At 62.0% G+C, this 18,746-nt stretch carries 19 protein-coding genes; 15 read left to right on the top strand and 4 right to left on the bottom strand.

Annotation, left to right across the window (positions count from 1 at the left end):
• The first annotated feature begins 31 nt into the window (after positions 1 to 31).
• From AB4N80_RS28765 to AB4N80_RS28730, 8 genes are all read left to right on the top strand, one after another.
• Positions 32 to 1,033, top strand: coding sequence for a response regulator (locus tag AB4N80_RS28765; RefSeq protein ID WP_122568748.1), 1,002 nt, complete (start codon positions 32 to 34; stop codon positions 1,031 to 1,033).
• Positions 1,034 to 1,322: 289 nt separating this feature from the next.
• Positions 1,323 to 2,418, top strand: a protein-coding gene (prfB, locus tag AB4N80_RS28760) for a peptide chain release factor 2 (RefSeq protein WP_095963568.1) whose coding sequence is annotated in 2 segments (ribosomal slippage) — positions 1,323 to 1,394 and positions 1,396 to 2,418 — 1,095 coding nt in all. Because the reading frame shifts where the segments join, the coding sequence is not laid out codon by codon here.
• 108 nt (positions 2,419 to 2,526) lie between these two features.
• Positions 2,527 to 4,029: a lysine--tRNA ligase gene (gene lysS, locus AB4N80_RS28755; RefSeq protein ID WP_122568747.1), complete on the top strand. Its 1,503-nt coding sequence runs from the start codon at positions 2,527 to 2,529 to the stop codon at positions 4,027 to 4,029.
• A gap of 101 nt (positions 4,030 to 4,130) precedes the next feature.
• On the top strand, positions 4,131 to 4,847 hold the full coding sequence (locus tag AB4N80_RS28750) for a TetR/AcrR family transcriptional regulator (protein WP_122568746.1): 717 nt from the start codon (positions 4,131 to 4,133) through the stop codon (positions 4,845 to 4,847).
• Positions 4,848 to 5,009: 162 nt separating this feature from the next.
• A complete protein-coding gene (locus AB4N80_RS28745; RefSeq protein ID WP_122568745.1) occupies positions 5,010 to 5,564 on the top strand; it encodes a hypothetical protein in 555 nt (184 codons plus the stop codon).
• A gap of 36 nt (positions 5,565 to 5,600) precedes the next feature.
• Positions 5,601 to 6,878 carry a flavohemoglobin expression-modulating QEGLA motif protein gene (locus tag AB4N80_RS28740; protein ID WP_122568744.1) on the top strand — a complete coding sequence of 426 codons (1,278 nt, stop codon included), beginning with the start codon at positions 5,601 to 5,603 and terminating at the stop codon, positions 6,876 to 6,878.
• Between the two features lie 148 nt (positions 6,879 to 7,026).
• The gene (locus tag AB4N80_RS28735) at positions 7,027 to 7,932 is read left to right on the top strand and encodes an alpha/beta hydrolase (protein ID WP_122568743.1); all 906 of its coding nucleotides are present in this window, start codon (positions 7,027 to 7,029) and stop codon (positions 7,930 to 7,932) included.
• Complete coding sequence (locus AB4N80_RS28730) at positions 7,929 to 8,258, top strand: hypothetical protein (RefSeq protein WP_122568742.1); 330 nt, start codon at positions 7,929 to 7,931, stop codon at positions 8,256 to 8,258. Before AB4N80_RS28735 ends, AB4N80_RS28730 begins: the two co-directional genes overlap by 4 nt.
• Positions 8,259 to 8,450: 192 nt before the next feature.
• Here the strand turns inward: AB4N80_RS28730 and AB4N80_RS28725 are convergent, their stop codons facing one another.
• The 3 genes from AB4N80_RS28725 to AB4N80_RS28715 form a co-directional block, all read right to left on the bottom strand.
• Positions 8,451 to 9,239 carry an OmpA family protein gene (locus AB4N80_RS28725; RefSeq protein ID WP_122568900.1) on the bottom strand — a complete coding sequence of 263 codons (789 nt, stop codon included), beginning with the start codon at positions 9,237 to 9,239 and terminating at the stop codon, positions 8,451 to 8,453.
• Positions 9,240 to 9,290: 51 nt separating this feature from the next.
• Positions 9,291 to 9,704, bottom strand: coding sequence for a DUF4398 domain-containing protein (locus tag AB4N80_RS28720; RefSeq protein ID WP_122568741.1), 414 nt, complete (start codon positions 9,702 to 9,704; stop codon positions 9,291 to 9,293).
• Between the two features lie 377 nt (positions 9,705 to 10,081).
• Positions 10,082 to 10,426 (bottom strand): pilin assembly protein, encoded by a 345-nt coding sequence (locus tag AB4N80_RS28715; protein WP_460080056.1) that lies wholly within the window; start codon positions 10,424 to 10,426, stop codon positions 10,082 to 10,084.
• Between the two features lie 180 nt (positions 10,427 to 10,606).
• On the opposite strand from AB4N80_RS28715, the gene ppc reads away from it, so the two are divergent.
• From ppc to AB4N80_RS28680, 7 genes are all read left to right on the top strand, one after another.
• Positions 10,607 to 13,237, top strand: coding sequence for a phosphoenolpyruvate carboxylase (ppc, locus tag AB4N80_RS28710; protein ID WP_305469892.1), 2,631 nt, complete (start codon positions 10,607 to 10,609; stop codon positions 13,235 to 13,237).
• A 291-nt stretch (positions 13,238 to 13,528) separates the two neighbouring features.
• Entirely contained in the window at positions 13,529 to 14,176 is a 648-nt protein-coding gene (gene adk / locus AB4N80_RS28705) for an adenylate kinase (protein WP_122568738.1), read from the top strand.
• Between the two features lie 95 nt (positions 14,177 to 14,271).
• Positions 14,272 to 14,949, top strand: a complete 678-nt coding sequence (gene tsaB, locus AB4N80_RS28700; RefSeq protein WP_122568737.1) for a tRNA (adenosine(37)-N6)-threonylcarbamoyltransferase complex dimerization subunit type 1 TsaB — start codon at positions 14,272 to 14,274, stop codon at positions 14,947 to 14,949.
• Between the two features lie 364 nt (positions 14,950 to 15,313).
• Positions 15,314 to 15,622, top strand: a complete 309-nt coding sequence (locus tag AB4N80_RS28695) for a hypothetical protein (RefSeq protein WP_122568735.1) — start codon at positions 15,314 to 15,316, stop codon at positions 15,620 to 15,622.
• The gene (locus AB4N80_RS28690; protein WP_305469894.1) at positions 15,622 to 16,482 is read left to right on the top strand and encodes a DUF72 domain-containing protein; all 861 of its coding nucleotides are present in this window, start codon (positions 15,622 to 15,624) and stop codon (positions 16,480 to 16,482) included. Before AB4N80_RS28695 ends, AB4N80_RS28690 begins: the two co-directional genes overlap by 1 nt.
• A 33-nt stretch (positions 16,483 to 16,515) precedes the next feature.
• The gene (locus tag AB4N80_RS28685) at positions 16,516 to 17,337 is read left to right on the top strand and encodes an isocitrate lyase/PEP mutase family protein (RefSeq protein WP_305469895.1); all 822 of its coding nucleotides are present in this window, start codon (positions 16,516 to 16,518) and stop codon (positions 17,335 to 17,337) included.
• A gap of 16 nt (positions 17,338 to 17,353) precedes the next feature.
• Positions 17,354 to 18,052, top strand: coding sequence for an extensin-like domain-containing protein (locus AB4N80_RS28680; protein WP_305491771.1), 699 nt, complete (start codon positions 17,354 to 17,356; stop codon positions 18,050 to 18,052).
• Between the two features lie 7 nt (positions 18,053 to 18,059).
• Here the strand turns inward: AB4N80_RS28680 and AB4N80_RS28675 are convergent, their stop codons facing one another.
• Complete coding sequence (locus AB4N80_RS28675; protein WP_305469897.1) at positions 18,060 to 18,680, bottom strand: energy transducer TonB; 621 nt, start codon at positions 18,678 to 18,680, stop codon at positions 18,060 to 18,062.
• Between the last annotated feature and the right edge of the window lie 66 nt (positions 18,681 to 18,746).

Raw genomic sequence — 18,746 nt, 5'->3', positions numbered from 1 at the left:
CTTGCCCCAGGCCGTACCCAGGTAAGCCACCATGAGTGATCTGCAGCTCGACGATTTCAAGCGCGATGAGAACGCCGCCATGGTCTTGCTCGTCGACGATCAGGCGATGATCGGCGAAGCGGTGCGGCGCGGGCTGTCGAATGAAGAAAACATCGACTTCCATTTCTGCTCCGATCCCCACCAGGCCATCGCCCAGGCCGTTCGCATCAAGCCGACAGTCATTCTCCAGGACCTGGTGATGCCCGGTCTCGACGGCCTGAGCCTGGTGCGCGAGTACCGTAATCATCCGGCCACCCGCGATATCCCGATCATTGTCCTGTCCACCAAGGAGGACCCGCTGGTCAAGAGCGCGGCGTTCGCCGCCGGGGCCAACGACTACCTGGTCAAGTTGCCGGACAACATCGAACTGGTGGCGCGCATCCGCTATCACTCGCGTTCCTACATGATGCTGTTGCAGCGCGACGCGGCCTATCGCGCATTGCGGGTCAGCCAGCAGCAACTGCTCGATACCAACCTGGTGCTGCAGCGGTTGATGAACTCCGATGGCCTGACCGGACTGTCCAATCGTCGGCATTTCGATGAGTACCTGGAACTGGAATGGCGCAGGGCGATGCGTGACCAGAGCCAACTGTCGCTGCTGATGATCGACGTGGACTACTTCAAGGCCTACAACGACAACTTCGGTCACCTGGAGGGTGACGAAGCCCTGCGTAAGGTCGCCACGGCAATCCGCGAGGCATGCAGCCGTCCGTCCGACTTGCCGGCCCGCTACGGTGGCGAGGAGTTCGCCCTGGTGCTGCCCGGCACCTCGCCTGGCGGCGCCCGCTTGATGGCCGAGAAGCTGCGCCAGAGCGTCGTCGCCCTGAAAATCCCCCACACCACCCCTGACGGCGGCGAGAACCTGACCGTCAGCATCGGCGTCTCGACCGTCACGCCGCAGCAAGGTGGCGATTGTCGGCAGCTGATTTCGGCGGCGGACAAGGGGCTGTACCTGGCCAAGCACAATGGGCGTAATCGGGTGGGGGTTGAATAGATCCACCCTGAATGTTGACTGGGACGCCTTTGTGGCTGAGGGGTTTATTGTGGCGAGGGGATTTATCCCCGCTGGGCTGCGCAGCAGCCCCAAATACAGTCAACTCAATTTGCCTGTCACACTGAGTTGTCGGATTTTAGGGCTGCTTCGCAGCCCAGCGGGGATAAATCCCCTCGCCACAGGGGGCGGTGTACTCATTGCCCCTAAAGCCGCCAGGCGGGCTGCCGCTGGCGCTTGATTACGTTATACTCGCCGGCTTTCAAAAGTTCGCCAACGAGTGCTGCCCGCCATGGAAATCAACCCGATCCTTAACACCATCAAGGACCTGTCCGAGCGCTCCGAAACTATTCGGGGGTATCTTTGACTACGATCAAAAGCATGAGCGCCTGACCGAAGTCAATCGCGAGCTTGAAGATCCGAATGTCTGGAACAACCCTTCGTACGCCCAGGAACTGGGCCGCGAGCGTTCTGCGCTGGCGCAGATCGTCGAGACCCTGGACGAGTTGTCCAGTGGCCTGGCCGATTGCCGCGACCTGCTGGACATGGCTGTCGAAGAGAACGATGAAGGCGCGGTCGGCGATGTCGTCGCCGAGCTGACACGCCTCGACGAGAACCTTGCGAAGCTGGAATTCCGTCGCATGTTCAGCGGCGAGATGGACATGAACAACGCCTACCTGGACATCCAGGCCGGCTCCGGCGGCACCGAGGCCCAGGACTGGGCCAACATCCTGCTGCGCATGTACCTGCGCTGGGCTGACAAGCGCGGTTTCGACGCCACCATCATGGAGCTGTCGGCCGGTGAAGTCGCCGGGATCAAGGGCGCCACCGTGCACATCAAGGGCGAATATGCCTTTGGTTGGCTGCGGACCGAGATCGGCGTGCACCGTCTGGTGCGCAAGAGCCCGTTCGACTCCGGCAACCGCCGCCACACCTCGTTCTCGGCTGTATTCGTTTCGCCGGAAATCGACGACAACATCGAGATCGAGATCAACCCGGCGGACCTGCGCATCGACACCTACCGTTCCTCCGGGGCCGGTGGCCAGCACGTCAACACCACCGACTCGGCCGTACGGATTACCCACGTACCGACCAACACCGTGGTCAGTTGCCAGAACGAGCGCTCCCAACACGCCAACAAAGACACCGCGATGAAGATGCTCCGGGCTCGCCTGTACGAGCAGGAAGTGCAGAAGCGCAACGCGGCGTCCCAGGCGCTGGAAGACACCAAGTCGGATATCGGCTGGGGTCATCAGATCCGTTCGTACGTGCTCGACGCTTCGCGGATCAAGGACCTGCGTACCAGCATCGAACGCAGCGATTGCGACAAGGTGCTCGACGGCGATATCGATGAATACCTGATCGCCAGCCTCAAACAAGGGCTGTAACGCGACACCCATGCGGCGGGCGGGCACGCTTTCACCAACAAGCGCGTCTCGCCCGCAAACTCCGGCCCGGGCCGGGGGCAACGAACCTGTGATGGAATCCTTAAAGACATGAGCGACCTAGAACTCGACCCGCAAGCCCTGCAACAGGAAGAAAACTCCCTGATCGCCCTGCGCAAGGAAAAGCTTGCTGCCGAGCGCGCCAAGGGCCAGGCCTTCCCCAACGACTTCCGCCGCGACGCCTACTGCGACGTCTTGCAGAAGCAGTATGCGGACAAGACCAAGGAAGAGCTGGCCGAGGCCGCGATTCCAGTCAAGGTGGCCGGTCGTATCATGCTCAATCGTGGTTCGTTCATGGTGATCCAGGACATGACCGGGCGTATCCAGGTCTACGTCAACCGCAAGACCCTGCCGGAAGAAACCCTGGCTGCCGTCAAGACCTGGGACCTGGGCGACATCATTGCCGCCGAAGGCACCCTGGCCCGTTCCGGCAAGGGCGACCTGTACGTCGAAATGACCAGCGTGCGCCTGCTGACCAAGTCCCTGCGCCCGCTGCCGGACAAGCACCACGGCCTGACCGACACCGAGCAGCGCTATCGCCAGCGCTACGTCGACCTGATCGTCAACGAAGACGTGCGCCAGACGTTCCGCGTGCGCTCGCAAGTCATCGCCCACATCCGCAGCTTCCTGATGAAGCGTGACTTCCTGGAAGTCGAGACGCCGATGCTGCAGACCATCCCTGGCGGTGCGGCGGCCAAGCCATTCGAAACCCACCACAATGCCCTGGACATGGAAATGTTCCTGCGCATCGCGCCGGAGCTGTACCTCAAGCGGCTGGTAGTCGGCGGGTTCGAGAAAGTCTTCGAGATCAACCGCAACTTCCGTAACGAAGGCGTTTCGACCCGGCACAACCCCGAGTTCACCATGCTCGAGTTCTACCAGGCCTACGCCGACTACGAAGACAACATGGACCTGACCGAGGAACTGTTCCGCGAGCTGGCGCAGTTGGTCCTGGGCAGCACCGACGTGCCGTACGGTGACAAGGTGTTCCACTTCGGCGAGCCGTTCGTGCGCCTGTCGGTGTTCGACTCGATCCTCAAGTACAACCCTGAACTGACGGCCGATGACCTGAACGACATCGACAAGGCCCGCGCCATCGCCAAGAAAGCCGGCGCCAAGGTGCTCGGCTTCGAAGGCCTGGGCAAGCTGCAAGTGATGATTTTCGAAGAACTGGTCGAGCACAAGCTGGAACAGCCGCACTTCATCACCCAGTACCCGTTCGAAGTGTCGCCGTTGGCCCGTCGCAACGACGAGAACCCAAGCGTGACCGACCGTTTCGAGCTGTTCATCGGTGGTCGTGAAATCGCCAACGCCTACTCCGAGCTCAACGATGCCGAAGACCAGGCCGAGCGTTTCATGGCCCAGGTGGCCGACAAGGACGCCGGCGACGACGAAGCCATGCACTACGATGCCGACTTCGTGCGCGCCCTGGAGTACGGCATGCCGCCGACCGCCGGCGAGGGCATCGGCATCGATCGCCTGGTGATGTTGTTGACCAACTCACCGTCGATCCGGGATGTGATCCTCTTCCCGCATATGCGGCCTCAAGCGTAAGTGCTTCAAATAAAAAGCCGCCTGGAAGGGCGGCTTTTTATTGCCTGTCTGGTACAAACGTATCAAATGGTTACTTTTTCAAAGAGCGAGGAAGACCTGTCGTGAATCGTGCAATGGCTTCAGAAGGTGCAGCGGGCGTCGCCACGGCTGTCGCTGAAAGTGTTCAGTACCAGGGCCGCAAGGCCAGCCGACAGGGCAGTGAGCAGCGTCGCCAGGAGATTCTCGATGCGGCCATGCGCATTGTCGTGCGCGATGGCGTGCGTGCGGTGCGTCACCGCGCGGTGGCCGCTGAAGCGGGCGTGCCGCTGTCGGCCACCACGTACTATTTCAAGGACATCGATGACCTGCTCACCGACACCTTCGCCCAGTACGTGGAGCGCAGCGCGGCATTCATGGCCAAGCTGTGGACCAACAACGAAGGCCTGCTGCGGGAAATGGTCGCCTACGGTGACGGCAGCCCTCAATCGCGCTCGCAACTGGCGGACGACATTGCCCGGATGACCGCCGACTATGTGCGGCATCAACTGGACAGCCGTCGCGAATACCTGATGGCCGAGCAGGCCTTTCGCCAGGAAGCCCTGCTCAACCCGCGCCTGGCGGAGTTGGTGCGTTCCCACCAGCAAATTTTGCTGCACGGCACGTGTCAGTTTTTCCAGGTATTAGGCTCCCGCGAGCCGCAACAGGATGCCAAAGTGTTGACGGCGATTATCGGACGGATGGAATATCAGGGCTTGCTCAATGGCGCCGAGCCGGTAGCCGATGAAGATATGCTCGGCATCCTGACCCGCTACATGCACTTGGTACTGGCGTCGGTGTAGTCCCTTGTGGGAGTAGGCTATGTGGGAGCAAAGCTTGCTCGCGATGAACGATAACGCGGTCCCTTGATAGACCGAGGTGTCTTCATCGCGAGCAAGCTGTGCTCCCACACATACAGCTGCTCCCATATGTAAGGATGAGGCGCTGTGCCATAGGGAGTTCAAATGAAAGCCTGGCGTGCCGTTGTATTGGCCGTGTCGTTGCTGCTGCTCAGTGGCTGCCTGGTGTCGTTCAAGGCGCCGTTGCCTGACAGCGAGGCCGCACCCGCGGGCCTGCTCGGCCACTGGACCAGCACCAATGCCTGGGGCGAACCGTTGAACCTGGAGCTGACGCAGGTTGGCAAGCACCGCTACCAGGCCATCAGCTACTTCAGGGCCAGGCCCCATGAGCGCGAAGCCATTCCCCTGACCGTCTCCCGCCACGGCAGCCGCTGGTACCTGTCGGCCAAGGTGCCGGCCCGCTATGGTGGACATTTCCTGATCGCCGGTTTCGAATTGACCGATAAACAGGAACTGGTGGTCTACAACCTCGACCTGGAGCAGATCAACCAGGCCATCGGCCAGAAGATCCTCAGCGGCCAGCCGAACCAGAGCGAGGAGGGCGACGGCGTGTTGGTGGACAGCGACATGAACAAGGTTTTCAGCTACCTCGACGACCCGGCCAATTCCGATGTGTTCTCGGAAGCCGTGCGTTACCAGCGACTGGCCAAATCCCAATAATTGCTACAAGCGGACGTTTTTTCACAGGAGTTCCGGGTGGACGATTACCAGCAGACGATACGCACCTTGTCCGATCGCATAGTGCTGGCGCAAACGCCGATCCGCATCCTCGACGCGGTGAAGTGGGACGAGAACATCCGCAAGGGTTTTCTCAAGGCCAAGGGCAAGGAAATGCCTGCGGTGGATCGCGACTATTACCTCAACCGGCCACTGTCCTTCGATTCCAGCAAGGTGAAGCTGGAGTTCCAGAACATCGAGCGTGACATCACCCGCCAACTGGGGCAGTTCAACCCGGTTGGCCAGATCATGCGCCGCATGTGCAAGGAGTACCGCATGGTGGTGCGCATGCTCGAAGCACGCGGCACCGAGGATTTCGGGCTGATTTCCCAGGAGTTGTACGGCGCTGCTTCCGACGCCTTTCATGCTGGCGACCCGACCCTGGCGGACTTGGGCCTGATGCTGTCCGACTACCTGAACAACATCGATGGTCGCGGCGACCTGAAGGATGAGCCGAAGATTCTCACCGCCAAGGACGCCGTCAGCCTGTTGCAACATCGCCTCAACCGGGTGTTCGGCGAAGCCGAGGAAACCATCCGGGTGTTCGAGTCCGATGGCATCGTGGCCGATGCGGCGGCGGGCGCGGACTACATCAAGATCCGCACCGATGCGATGTTCAACGACCGCGATGTGCGGGCGCTGGAGGTCCACGAAGGGCTGGTGCACGTCGGCACCACCCTCAACGGCCTGAACCAGCCGATCTGCACCTTCCTGTCCAAGGGGCCGCCCTCGTCCACGGTGACCCAGGAAGGCCTGGCGATCCTGATGGAAATCATCACCTTCGCCTCCTACCCGAGCCGCCTGCGCAAACTGACCAACCGCACCCGGGCCATTCACATGGTGGAGGAGGGCGCCGATTTCCTGCAGATCTTCGAGTTCTTCCGCGAGCAGGGGTTTGAAATGGCCGAAAGCTACGGCAACGCCAGCCGGGTGTTCCGTGGCTCGGTGCCGACCGGCCTGCCATTCACCAAAGACTTGTCCTACCTCAAGGGCTTCATCATGGTTTACAACTACATTCAGCTGGCCGTGCGCAAAGGCAAGCTGGAGCAGGTGCCGCTGCTGTTCTGCGGCAAGACCACCCTTGAGGACATGCGCACGTTGCGCCAGTTGGTGGACGAAGGCCTGGTGGTACCGCCCAAGTACCTGCCCGAGCAATTCCGCGACATGAACGCCCTGTCGGCCTGGATGTGTTTCTCCAACTTCCTGAACCACCTGAGCCTGGATCGGATCGAAGCGGATTATTCCAATATCCTTTAATCACACCACCCACCCCTTGTGGGAGCGAGCTTGCTCGCGATAGCGTCAGTACAGTCAATACCGCTGTGACTGATCCGCCGCTATCGCGAGCAAGCTCGCTCCCACAGGGGGCTGTGTATAACTTCTGATTTTTGCGAGGCTTCACCGGATGCGAACCCTCGGCATCATCTGCCTGCTGCTGGCCCTGAGCGGTTGCAGCTCACTGCTGTTCTACCCCGAACGCGGCCTGCCGTTTACCCCGGAGCGGGCCAAGCTGGAGTACCGCGACGTCACCCTGACCACCGCTGACGGCCTGAAGCTGCGGGGCTGGTGGCTGCCGGTCAAACCCGGCGTGGAGGTCAAGGGCACGGTGCTGCACTTGCACGGCAACGGCGGCAACCTGGCTTGGCACCTGGGCGGAAGCTGGTGGTTGCCGGAGCAGGGTTACCAGGTGTTGATGGTCGATTACCGGGGTTATGGCCTGTCTGAAGGCGAGCCGAGCCTGCCGGCGATTTATCAGGACATCGACGCCGCGTTTCAATGGCTCGACCAGTCGCCCGAGGTCCAGGGCAAACCGCTGGTGCTGCTCGGCCAGAGCCTGGGCGGTGCGCTGGCGGTGCATTACCTGGTCGAACATCCCCAGCGCCAACGGCAGCTCAAGGCCCTGGTGCTCGATGGCGTGCCCGCCAGCTACCGCGACGTCGGGCGTTTTGCCCTGAGTACGTCGTGGCTGACCTGGCCGTTCCAGGTGCCATTGTCCTGGCTGGTGCCGGACGGTGACAGCGCGATCAGTTCCGTGGCGCAATTGAATGGCGTGCCGAAATTGATCTACCACAGCCTGGACGACCCCATCGTGCCTCTTTCCAATGGCATCCGCCTGTATCAAGCTGCGCCGCCACCGCGGGTTCTGCAATTGACGCGCGGCGGTCATGTGCAGACATTCGCCGACCCGACCTGGCGCACCGTGATGCTGCGCTACCTCGACGACCCCCAGCATTTTGATGGCCTGCGCCGCCTGGGCGAAGTCCCGAACTACCCGAAATCACCCGTTGAATCACCAGAGAACCCGCAATGAGCGAAGAACGTAACGCTATCCCCCTGATCATCACCGGTATCTGCAGCATCCTCGGCACCGTCGGGGTGCTGTGGTACTACGGCTACCTGCACTTCGCCAAGCCCGAGGACGCGTTGCTGCTCAACCAATTCACCATGCTCAAGACCGTGCCGGGGGAGGACTACAAGGTGTCCCTGGAACCGGCCCCCCAGGTCGCCCAATGCATCGACGGTGTGCTGGTGTTGTTCGACACCGAGCAGAAAGGCCTGACCGGTGTGCTGATCAACGAGAAGAAACGCGCGGTGCGCTGCATGGGCCAGGAGACGCCGCAGACGCTTCAGCCGTAATGCTGATGATATGAGTGTTGGCGATCCAATGTGGGAGCGGGCTTGCTCGCGAAGGCGGTGTGTCAGTCACCGTATAGGTAGCTGACCCGGCGCTTTCGCGAGCAAGCCCGCTCCCACAAGGGAGATATGTTAGCCGATGAAAAAGCCCCGCCTGACGAAATCAGGCGGGGCTTTTTTGTTGCACTCAGCCGATCAGTTGGCGCTCATGGTCGAGCGCGGCGCTACTGGCTGGTTGTCGTTGGAGATGGTCACTTCCACGCGACGGTTCATGGCACGGCCCGAGACGCTGGTGTTGTCGGCCACCGGGAATTCCTTGCCGTAACCCTGGGTCACGATACGAGCCGGGTCGACGCCCATCTTCACCAGCGCGAGTTGCACGGAGCCGGCGCGACGCTCGGACAGCGACTGGTTGTAGGAATCCGAACCGGTGCTGTCGGTGTAGCCTTCGACGATCACTTTGCGGTCGGGGTTTTCCTGGAGGAACTGCGCCAGTTTGCTCACATTGGTCATGCCGCTGGCGCGCAGCTCGGACTTGTTGGTGGCAAACAGCACGTCGCCGAAGGTCACCAGGGTGCCGCGTTCGGTCTGCTTGGCGTTCAAGCTGTCCTGCAGTTGCTTGATCTGTGCGTTGCGTGCGTCGAGCAGCGCACGGGCGCGTTCGTCGCCGGCGTTTTTCAGTTCGGCTTCGGCGTTGCGCAGGGCGATGGTCTGCTTGGCCACTTCGACGCGCTGGTTGGTCAGGTAGGCCAACTGGTCGACCTTGGCTTCGTCTTCCTTGTCCATGTAGGCCTTGTCGGCCTTGGCCAGGAAGTCCGCCGCGTCTTTGGTTTCCAGGGCCGCCACTTTAGTCGCCGCCGGGTCGGCCTGCAGGCCGTTGTAGTTGGTGCGAGCCTGTTCCAGGTTCGCGTTCGGGTCATGGGAGCAAGCGGCCAGGGCTACGCAGGCAGCGAGCAGGGCGGGCATCATCAAGTGTTTGTGCATCATAGTCTGTCGTCCTTTTATCAATGAGAAGTACGTCGTGGCGTGAACGCTTTACTGGACCTTGTTCATGCCTTCCTGACGCAGTTCCTGAACCCCTTTCTGAGAATCCTTGAGTGCTTGTTCAGCCTTGGCGGCCTGGGCCTTGCGCTCGGCGACGCGGGCGTCCCACTCGGCCTGTTCGGCCAGTCGCTTGGCTTCGTCGTACTTCTTGTCATGCATGGCGATTTCGGCTTGCTTGAGCTTGTCCTGGGCCGACTTCATTTCCACAGCAGCGAATTCGGTACCGCCGGCGCTGACGGCGCTGTTGACCGCCGATTGGGTCACCGCGTACTGCTCCGACGGTGGATTACCGGCGCAACCGGCGAGAATGAAGCTGCTACCGAGCGCCAGGGCAGCCAACTTCAAGCCGCGCAGGCCAGTGGATGAGGGTTTGGCAGTGCAGGTATTCATAGGCTTCAACTCCATTGGAAAACTCCTGAAAAAACGACAAATCCATGCTGGGACCGAAACCGTGACGTCTGGTTTGGCGTTGGCGCCAAGGCGCGTTTATTTAAACAACCGTTCCAGTATGGTTACTCGGTGTGACCCGAGCCGTTTTTCAAAAGTTCAGCGAAGATGGCCATTCGCCAAAAGAATTACTGACTGATCGGTCAATGACAGAAAAGCTGAACTTTCAAGGCGCGCAGCGGTATCGCGGCGCAGGAGATACGCGTTTTGCAGGGCGGACGCGTGTAGGAGCTGCCGAAGGCTGCAGTCTTTTCCCTACCGCTTGAGTCTCAAGCGAAAAGATCAAAAGATCACAGCCTTCGGCAGTTCCTACAAAGATTGGCGCCGTTGGGAAATCAGTGTTTGGCTTTGTCGTTCTGCGAGGAAAGTTCGTGCAGATGCCGACGGGACAACGCGAGAAATCTCGGGGTCGGGCCCACGTCTTCGTACAGCGGGTCACCTTCTTCATCGGTGGCGACGACTTGCGAACCCTTGATGTAGGGAAAGCTGGCTTCCAGCTCTTCCAGCGCCGCCCCGATCAGCTCGCCCAGCAGCTCCTCGGGCTGGCGCTTGGGGTACATGTCGCAGATCGCTGCCAGGCGGGCTGCGGCTTCCACGTCCAGATGGACCGTGTAGCCGGTCTGGGTCAGGCGGCCCTTGGCGTTTTCTTCCCAATGCTGGGCAAGCTCACGAATTTTCATGATGACCTCAATCAGCCTGCTCGTGGCAGGCGCGGTGAGTGACAAGCCGTTGTGTGGCTTACTCATGAGACTAGCTTTGTTGGACAAGGTTTAAAGTCCCTTCGTCGCTTGTCATAAGCGGCGGGCATCGGCACTCTCTAAGCCAAGAGCTGTCCGGACTTTTTTGCTGGAGAAATGCTGATGACCGATATCGATGCCCGCTTGCGCGAGGATGTCCACCTGCTCGGCGAACTGCTGGGCAACACCATCCGCGAACAGTACGGGGACACGTTTCTCGACAAGATCGAGCAGATCCGCAAGGGGGCCAAGGCTGACCGACGCGGTTCCGTGGATGCCGAACTCAGCGCCAGCCTCAACCAACTGAGCGAGGACGAATTGCTGCCGGTGGCGCGTGCGTTCAACCAGTTTCTCAACCTCGCCAATATCGCCGAGCAGTACCAACTGATCCACCGCCGCGAAGAATCGCAACCGGCGCCCTTCGAGGCACGGGTGCTGCCCGAACTGCTCGCCCGGTTGCGGGCCGAGGGCCATGGCGCCGAGGCCCTGGCCCGGCAGTTGGGACGGCTGGAGATCGAGCTGGTCCTCACCGCCCACCCCACGGAAGTGGCCCGCCGTACGCTGATCCAGAAATACGACGCCATCGCCGCGCAACTGGCGGCCCAGGATCACCGCGACCTGACCAGCGCCGAGCGCGCGCAGATTCACGAACGCCTGCAGCGCTTGATCGCCGAAGCCTGGCACACCGAAGAAATCCGCCGCACCCGGCCGACCCCGGTGGACGAGGCCAAATGGGGTTTCGCGGTGATCGAGCATTCGCTGTGGCAGGCCATTCCCAATTACCTGCGCAAGGCCGACCAGGCCCTGCATGCCGCCACCGGCTTGCGCCTGCCCCTGGAAGCCGCGCCGATCCGCTTTGCCTCGTGGATGGGCGGCGACCGTGACGGCAACCCGAATGTCACCGCCGCCGTGACCCGCGAGGTGCTGTTGCTGGCGCGGTGGATGGCAGCGGACCTGTACTTGCGTGACGTCGACCAACTGGCGGCCGAGCTGTCCATGCAAAACGCCAGCGAGGCCTTGCGTGCCCAGGCCGGCGACAGCGCCGAACCGTATCGCGCCGTGCTCAAGCAACTGCGCGAACGCCTGCGGGCCACCCGCAACTGGGCGCACGCCTCCTTGAGTGCTGCCACGCCACCCAGCGCCGAGGTGTTGCAGCACAACCGCGAACTGCTGGACCCCTTGGAGCTGTGCTATCACTCGTTGCACGAGTGCGGCATGGGCGTGATTGCCGACGGGCCGTTGCTCGATTGCCTGCGCCGGGCGGTGACCTTTGGCCTGTTCCTGGTGCGCCTCGATGTGCGCCAGGACTCGACGCGCCATAGCGCCGCCATGACGGAAATAACCGATTACCTGGGCCTGGGGCGCTATGAGGATTGGAACGAGGAGCAGCGCATCAGCTTCCTGCTCGAGGAACTGAACAACCGGCGTCCGCTGCTGCCGGCCCATTTCAAGCCCTCGGCCGACACGGCGGAAGTGTTGGCGACGTGCCGGGAAGTGGCGGCGGCGCCGGCGGCGTCCCTGGGTTCCTACGTGATCTCCATGGCCGGCGCGGCGTCCGATGTCCTCGCCGTGCAACTGTTGTTGAAGGACGCTGGCGTGTTGCGGCCGATGCGGGTAGTGCCGCTGTTCGAGACCCTGGCCGACCTGGACAACGCCGGGCCGGTGATCGAGCGGTTGTTGCTGCTGCCGGGCTATCGTTCGCGGCTGCAAGGCCCGCAGGAAGTGATGATCGGCTATTCCGATTCGGCCAAGGATGCCGGCACCACGGCGGCGGCCTGGGCGCAGTATCGGGCCCAGGAGCGGTTAGTGGACATTTGCCGCGAGCAGCAAGTCGAACTGCTGCTGTTCCACGGTCGTGGTGGCACCGTGGGCCGTGGTGGCGGTCCGGCGCACGCGGCGATCCTGTCCCAGCCACCGGGTTCGGTGGCCGGGCGTTTCCGCACCACCGAACAGGGCGAAATGATTCGTTTCAAATTCGGCCTGCCGGACATCGCCGAACAGAACCTCAATCTTTACCTCGCCGCGGTGCTTGAAGCGACGTTGCTGCCACCGCCACCACCCACGCCGCAGTGGCGGGACTTGATGGACGAACTGGCGGCCGACGGCGTCAGTGCCTACCGCGCCGTGGTGCGGGAAAACCCGCAATTCGTCGAGTACTTCCGCCAGTCCACCCCTGAGCAGGAACTCGGGCGCCTGCCCCTGGGCAGCCGTCCGGCCAAGCGTCGCGCCGGGGGCATCGAAAGCCTGCGGGCCATCCCGTGGATCTTCGGCTGGACCCAGACCCGCTTGATGCTGCCGGCCTGGCTCGGCTGGGAAACCGCACTGAGCAAGGCCCTGGAGCGCGGCGAAGGGGAGTTGCTGGGGCAGATGCGCGAGCAATGGCCGTTCTTCCGGACCCGCATCGATATGCTGGAGATGGTGCTGGCCAAGGCTGACGCCGATATCGCGCGCTCTTACGACGAGCGTTTGGTGGAACCTGAGCTGTTGCCTTTGGGTGCGCATTTACGCGACCTATTGTCGCAGGCGTGCTCGGTGGTCCTTGGCTTGACCGGCCAGTCGCAGCTACTGGCACATAGCCCAGCCACGCTGGAATTCATTCGCCTGCGCAACACCTACCTCGACCCGTTGCACCTGTTGCAGGCCGAACTGTTGGCGCGCTCGCGGCAGCAGGATGTGGCCCAGGGCAGCCCCGTGGAACAGGCGTTGCTGGTGTCTGTGGCGGGGATTGCCGCCGGTTTGCGCAATACCGGCTAACATCAGGCGACGCAGCGAAACGGCTCGCCCGGCGTTCCCGGGCGTTGTCCGCTGGGGGAGGGGGCAGGTCGAGCAGGCGACAGTTTGTTGTTCGGTTGCGACGCTCGCCACCCCCTCCGAAGGTCGCATCGGGCGCGGGTTCCTCCGACTTTCGGCGGCTTGTGTGGGTCGGGCCTGCTGTGTATCTTGATCAGCCTTTGGCCGTTTGGGCGGTCACGATCCAGTTTTTCGAAGATTGGCCCCACGAGGCGAATCCGAGCGTTTTACATAAAAAAATTGAGGAGCACATCGATGCGCGTCATTCTGCTGGGAGCTCCCGGGGCCGGTAAAGGTACTCAGGCAAAGTTCATCACCGAAAAATTCGGTATCCCGCAAATCTCCACTGGCGACATGCTGCGTGCCGCGGTCAAGGCGGGCACGCCACTGGGCGTTCAAGCCAAGAGCATCATGGATGCCGGTGGCCTGGTGTCGGATGACCTGATCATCGCCCTGGTCAAGGATCGCATCGCTCAACCCGATTGCGCCAATGGCTTCCTGTTCGATGGCTTCCCGCGCACCATTCCCCAGGCTGAAGCCCTGGTGACGGCTGGTGTGGAGCTCGATCACGTGGTCGAAATCGCCGTCGATGACGAAGAAATCGTCCAGCGCATTGCTGGTCGTCGCGTCCACGAACCGTCCGGTCGGGTTTACCACACCGTCTACAATCCGCCAAAAATTGCCGGCAAGGACGATGTCACCGGTGAAGACCTGGTGCAGCGCAAGGACGACACCGAAGAAACCGTGCGTCATCGCCTGTCGGTCTACCATTCCCAGACCAAGCCGCTGGTGGCGTTCTACCAGAATCTGTCCGCTGCCCACGGCAAGCCGACGTACAGCCACATCCCGGGCGTCGGCTCGGTCGATGCGATCACCGGCAAGGTGCTTGAAGCGCTGAGCTGAAAAGTCTGATCAGCTGCATCAACTACGGCCCGCTTGCGGGCCGTAGTTGTTTATACTGGCGCACTTTTTTCCCCACCTGATTTACGGACACATCGATGAGCACCTTGCTGGCCCTGGACACCGCGACTGAAGCTTGCTCCGTCGCCTTGCTGCACGACGGCAAGGTCACGAGCCATTACGAGGTGATCCCACGCCTGCATGCGCAGAAACTGTTGCCGATGATCCAGCAACTGCTCAGCGACGCCGGGACGACCTTGCAGGCGGTGGACGCGATTGCCTTCGGGCGCGGGCCGGGGGCGTTTACGGGGGTGCGCATCGCCATCGGCGTGGTGCAGGGGTTGGCATTTGCCTTGGAGCGGCCGGTGTTGCCGGTGTCGAACCTGGCGGTGCTGGCCCAGCGCGCCTTGCGCGAACAGGGCGCCCGCCAGGTCGCCGCAGCCATCGATGCGCGCATGGACGAGGTGTACTGGGGCTGCTATCGCGAAACTGACGGCGAGATGCGCCTGGTGGGTGCCGAGGCGGTATTGCCACCCGAGGCCGCGGCGTTGCCAAGCGGGGCCGACGGTGACTGGTTCGGCGCTGGTACCGGTTGGGGTTACGGCGAGCGCATCGGTGTCAGCCTCATCGGCCAGGACGCCTCAATGCTGCCTCATGCCGAAGACCTGCTGGCCCTGGCCCGCTTCGCCTGGGAACGCGGCGAAGCCATCCCGGCGGACGATGCGCAGCCGGTGTACCTGCGGGACAAGGTCGCAACGCCTAAATCCGAGCGGTAAAAACCTCACCCCATTCTCAAGTGAGCACAATTGTGGCGAGGGGATTTATCCCCGCTCGAGTGCGCAGCACTCGCCAGATCAGTGGCTGACACAACAATGTCGGGGGGCGCTGCGCGCCCAGCGGGGATAAATCCCCTCGCCACAAAGGCATTTCCCCAAGCTTCCAAGTCTGTCGCTCAGCATAGTTTGCCTCCCTCGCAAAAGTCATTCGCATCTCAAAAAGTCACACCCAATATTGCCAGTCGTCACTTTTTCAGCCCGTTTTTAAACCTTTTCGACTTTATGTGCTCTAGTTATCACTTGCGCATTTGCGCGGCTGCAAAAGTGCCGCTAAATTGCCATCATTGATACCGAGCATTCTGTTATGCGTATAGACGGCGTTTCATCCCAGTCCTACCCCATCAAGCGTCGGCCTCGTGCGGGTAAAGCCACCGAGCCGGAAAACTTCGATGACATCGATGGCGAACTGGAATTTCCGTCTGAAGAGCAACTGGCTGCCCGCGCCGCCAAAGCCTCCGCGCAACGCCTGAGCAATCTCCCCGCCCGTCAGCAAGACATGCTTTATCACCGCGCGATGAGTCGCAGTGTCGCCACGGCCCTGGCGAGCTACCTGAGCACCGCCGGTTTCGTCGATTGGGATATGGAAGTGCTGGGACTCGATCTCTACATCTGATGGTCTTGCCTTACTACCTGGGCTGTCCGTCCTGGAGCGAAAACGCCTGGCGCGATTACCTCTATCCTCAAGACGCCAAAAGCACCGACTTTCTCAATCTCTATTCCCAAGTGTTCAATGCCGTGGAAGGCAATACGACGTTCTATGCCAGCCCGTCTGCGGCCACGGTCCAGCGCTGGGCCGAAATCATGCCCGAACACTTTCGCTTCACCGCCAAGTTCCCCGGTGACATCAGCCACAATGGCGACTTGCGTGAACGCCTGACGGCCACCGAAACCTTCCTGCAACTGCTCAGCCCCTTGGGCGAGCGCGTCGCGCCGTACTGGCTGCAACTGTCCAAGGCCTTCACCCCGAATCGGTTAGCGGAACTGGCAGGGTTCATCGACGCCTTGCAGCGCCCCCTGGCCGTGGAGGTGCGTCACGATGAGTTCTTTGCCAAGGGCGACGCCGAGCGACGCCTCAATCGGCTGTTGCTCGATCGCGGCGTCGAACGCATCTGCCTCGACCCCCGGGCCTTGTTCAGTTGTACCTCCCCTGATCCTGCCGTGCTTCACGCCCAATCGAAAAAGCCCCGTGTGCCGCCTCGGCCTGCGGCATTCACCCAATGTCCGCAAGTGCGCTTCATCGGCCATCCGGTGCTGGAAGCCAACGAGCCGTTCCTGACACCGTGGGTGGAGAAAGTCGCCGCGTGGATCGAAGAAGGGCGCACGCCGTATATCTTCCTGCACACCGCCGACAACCGGCTGGCGGCCAGGCTCGCGCAACGCTTTCACGAGCGTTTGATGAGTCGATTGCCTGGCTTGCCGGCCCTGCCTGCGCTATATAGAGAGCCCGCCGCCGAGCAACTGGGTTTGCTCTGAGGCCCACTCCCTCTCTGCTCAGGAGCGAACAACATGGAAGCGCAAATCCGTCGAGCCCAGGCGTTCAAAGCCTTGCACGAACGCGAAGGGGCTTTTGTCATTCCCAACCCGTGGGATGCCGGTTCGGCCAAGATGCTCGCCAGCCTTGGTTTTGAAGCCTTGGCGACCACCAGCGCCGGGCACGCCTTTTCCTTAGGCCGACCCGATGGCGCCCTGGGCCTGGATGACACCCTGGCTAACGTACGGGCGATTGTGGCGGCCACTGACTTGCCAGTGGCGGTCGATCTGGAGAACGGTTTTGCCGATGCCCCCGAGGACTGCGCGCGCAATTTGCTCCGTGCAGCGGAGGCCGGTGCGGTGGGGGGCTCGATCGAGGATGCCACGGGGCGCGAAGACAGCCCGATCTATTGCTTCGACCACGCCGTGGCGCGGGTCAAGGCTGCCGCCGAGGCCGTGCGCAGCTTGCCGTATCCTTTCCTGCTGACGGCCCGGGCGGAAAACTTCCTGCACGGCAATCCGGACTTGGACGACACCCTTCGCCGCCTGAAGGCCTTCGCGGATGCCGGCGCCGACGTGTTGTACGCCCCGGGGCTGAGCAGCGCCGAGCAAGTGCTCGCCGTGGTGCAGGCCGTGGCGCCGAAACCGGTGAACGTGCTGATGTCCGGGGCGCTGGACCTGACCGTCGCGCAGTTGAGCGAGTTGGGCGTCAAGCGCATCAGCGTCGGATCGGCGCTGGCCCTGGCCGCGTATGGCGAGTTCTTCCGCGCCGCCGAGGAAATCCAGGAGCAGGGCACGTTCACCTTCACGCGCCGCTCGATGCCGTTCAAGCAGGCCAACCAATTATTCAAGGGTTGATGCCCGAGGCAACATCGTGCGGTTTTTGAAAGTTCTTGCGGTCGTGGCAGTGCTCGTTGGCGTTGCCGTACTGGGCGTGTGGCGCGGCTGGGTGGCGCTGCCGCCCCAATGGAATCCATGGGCGCCGTTGGACGTCAATCTTGCGCCCAACCTGCTGACCCGCTTCAAGCTCATGGCCCTGCGCAACGACCCGCAGCTGTGCGATCAGGCCCTCGCCACTTCGGGGCTGCGTACCGCTCGCCAGGCCGACAGCGGCGCCAATACGACGTGCCCGTTGACCAACGTGTTGAGGGTGCAGGGCGGTGAGGTGGCGTTGAGTAGCAGTTTCCTCGCCAGTTGCCCCCTGGCAGTGGCGTTCGCGCTGTTCGAGCGCCATGGTTTGCAGCCGGCGGCAATGGCGGTCTACGGGCAGAAAGTGACGCGGGTCGATCACCTTGGCAGTTTCGCCTGCCGCAACATGTACGGGCGTGAGAGCGGTGCGCGCAGTCAGCACGCCACCGCCAGCGCGCTGGACATCGCCGGGTTCCGCCTGGCCGATGGGCGCACGATCAGCGTCCTGAGGGACTGGCCCAAGGACAATGCCAATGCGCGCTTTCTGCGCCAGGCCCGGGATGGCGCCTGCGATATGTTCAGTGTGGTCTTGAGTCCGGATTACAACGAGGCACACCGCAACCATTTTCATCTGGATGTGGGGCCATGGTGGATCTGTCGTTGATTTGGTATCAGGCGGCGATGCGCAGGTTCTGCAGCACGATTGGACGTGCCCAGCGGGTATCGAAGTCCAGTTGTTTCTGCTGTGCCACCAATTCCTCTTCCGGGAACGGTGGAAACGGTTTGTCCAGCAGGTCGAGTTCGAACTCGGCGATTGGCAGGTGCAATGGGCGCGGTTGCGGTGCTGGGCCGGGTTCCGGCAGCGGTTGGCCGGCGGTGAGGACGAGTGGGCGAACCCAGTTGCTCTCGAAGGTCTGCTGCTTTTGCTGGGCGGCAATCTCTTCCGCTGGGAACGGCGGGAAGGGCTTGTCCAGCAGGTCGAGTTCGAATTCGGCGATGGGCAGGAACAGCGGCTCAGGCGGCTTGACCGGTGTTTCGGTTACTTCGCAGGTGCGCTGGCTGACGATGTGCGCCAGCAGCTCGGCGCCGAGGGTCGGTTCAACGGCCTCATCGAGCGGCACTGGCTGGTAGCTGCCAGGCGCCGGTGCGTTATCACCCAGTTGATCGGCCAGGGCCCGGGCAAAAAAATCCTGCCACAGGTGACTGACGCCGCTCAGCGCTTGGGTGTTACGCAGGCTGTAATCGCCGTAAGGGGAGATAACGCCTATCGATGTGGATTGAATGTCTGACATTTTTCTCGGTCGACGCTCAGCTCTGGCAAAATGCCGTTCACCGTTGTTATCGGCCGTTTTTGCCGA

The sequence above is a fragment of the Pseudomonas sp. H3_A02 genome (genome assembly GCF_054671965.1).
The sequence above is the reverse complement of the archived record's forward strand: the minus strand, read 5'-3'. Positions and strand labels throughout refer to the sequence as shown.

Coding starts and splice junctions, on each gene's coding strand:
- AB4N80_RS28745 (WP_122568745.1), top strand. CDS start 5,010: ATGAAAGCCTGGCGTGCCGTTGTATTGGCCGTGTCGTTGCTGCTGCTC.
- AB4N80_RS28685 (WP_305469895.1), top strand. CDS start 16,516: ATGGAAGCGCAAATCCGTCGAGCCCAGGCGTTCAAAGCCTTGCACGAA.
- AB4N80_RS28695 (WP_122568735.1), top strand. CDS start 15,314: ATGCGTATAGACGGCGTTTCATCCCAGTCCTACCCCATCAAGCGTCGG.
- AB4N80_RS28715 (WP_460080056.1), bottom strand. CDS start 10,426: ATGAAAATTCGTGAGCTTGCCCAGCATTGGGAAGAAAACGCCAAGGGC.
- AB4N80_RS28735 (WP_122568743.1), top strand. CDS start 7,027: ATGCGAACCCTCGGCATCATCTGCCTGCTGCTGGCCCTGAGCGGTTGC.
- AB4N80_RS28675 (WP_305469897.1), bottom strand. CDS start 18,680: ATGTCAGACATTCAATCCACATCGATAGGCGTTATCTCCCCTTACGGC.
- ppc (WP_305469892.1), top strand. CDS start 10,607: ATGACCGATATCGATGCCCGCTTGCGCGAGGATGTCCACCTGCTCGGC.
- AB4N80_RS28725 (WP_122568900.1), bottom strand. CDS start 9,239: ATGCACAAACACTTGATGATGCCCGCCCTGCTCGCTGCCTGCGTAGCC.
- AB4N80_RS28765 (WP_122568748.1), top strand. CDS start 32: ATGAGTGATCTGCAGCTCGACGATTTCAAGCGCGATGAGAACGCCGCC.
- adk (WP_122568738.1), top strand. CDS start 13,529: ATGCGCGTCATTCTGCTGGGAGCTCCCGGGGCCGGTAAAGGTACTCAG.
- AB4N80_RS28690 (WP_305469894.1), top strand. CDS start 15,622: ATGGTCTTGCCTTACTACCTGGGCTGTCCGTCCTGGAGCGAAAACGCC.
- AB4N80_RS28720 (WP_122568741.1), bottom strand. CDS start 9,704: ATGGAGTTGAAGCCTATGAATACCTGCACTGCCAAACCCTCATCCACT.
- AB4N80_RS28730 (WP_122568742.1), top strand. CDS start 7,929: ATGAGCGAAGAACGTAACGCTATCCCCCTGATCATCACCGGTATCTGC.
- lysS (WP_122568747.1), top strand. CDS start 2,527: ATGAGCGACCTAGAACTCGACCCGCAAGCCCTGCAACAGGAAGAAAAC.
- tsaB (WP_122568737.1), top strand. CDS start 14,272: ATGAGCACCTTGCTGGCCCTGGACACCGCGACTGAAGCTTGCTCCGTC.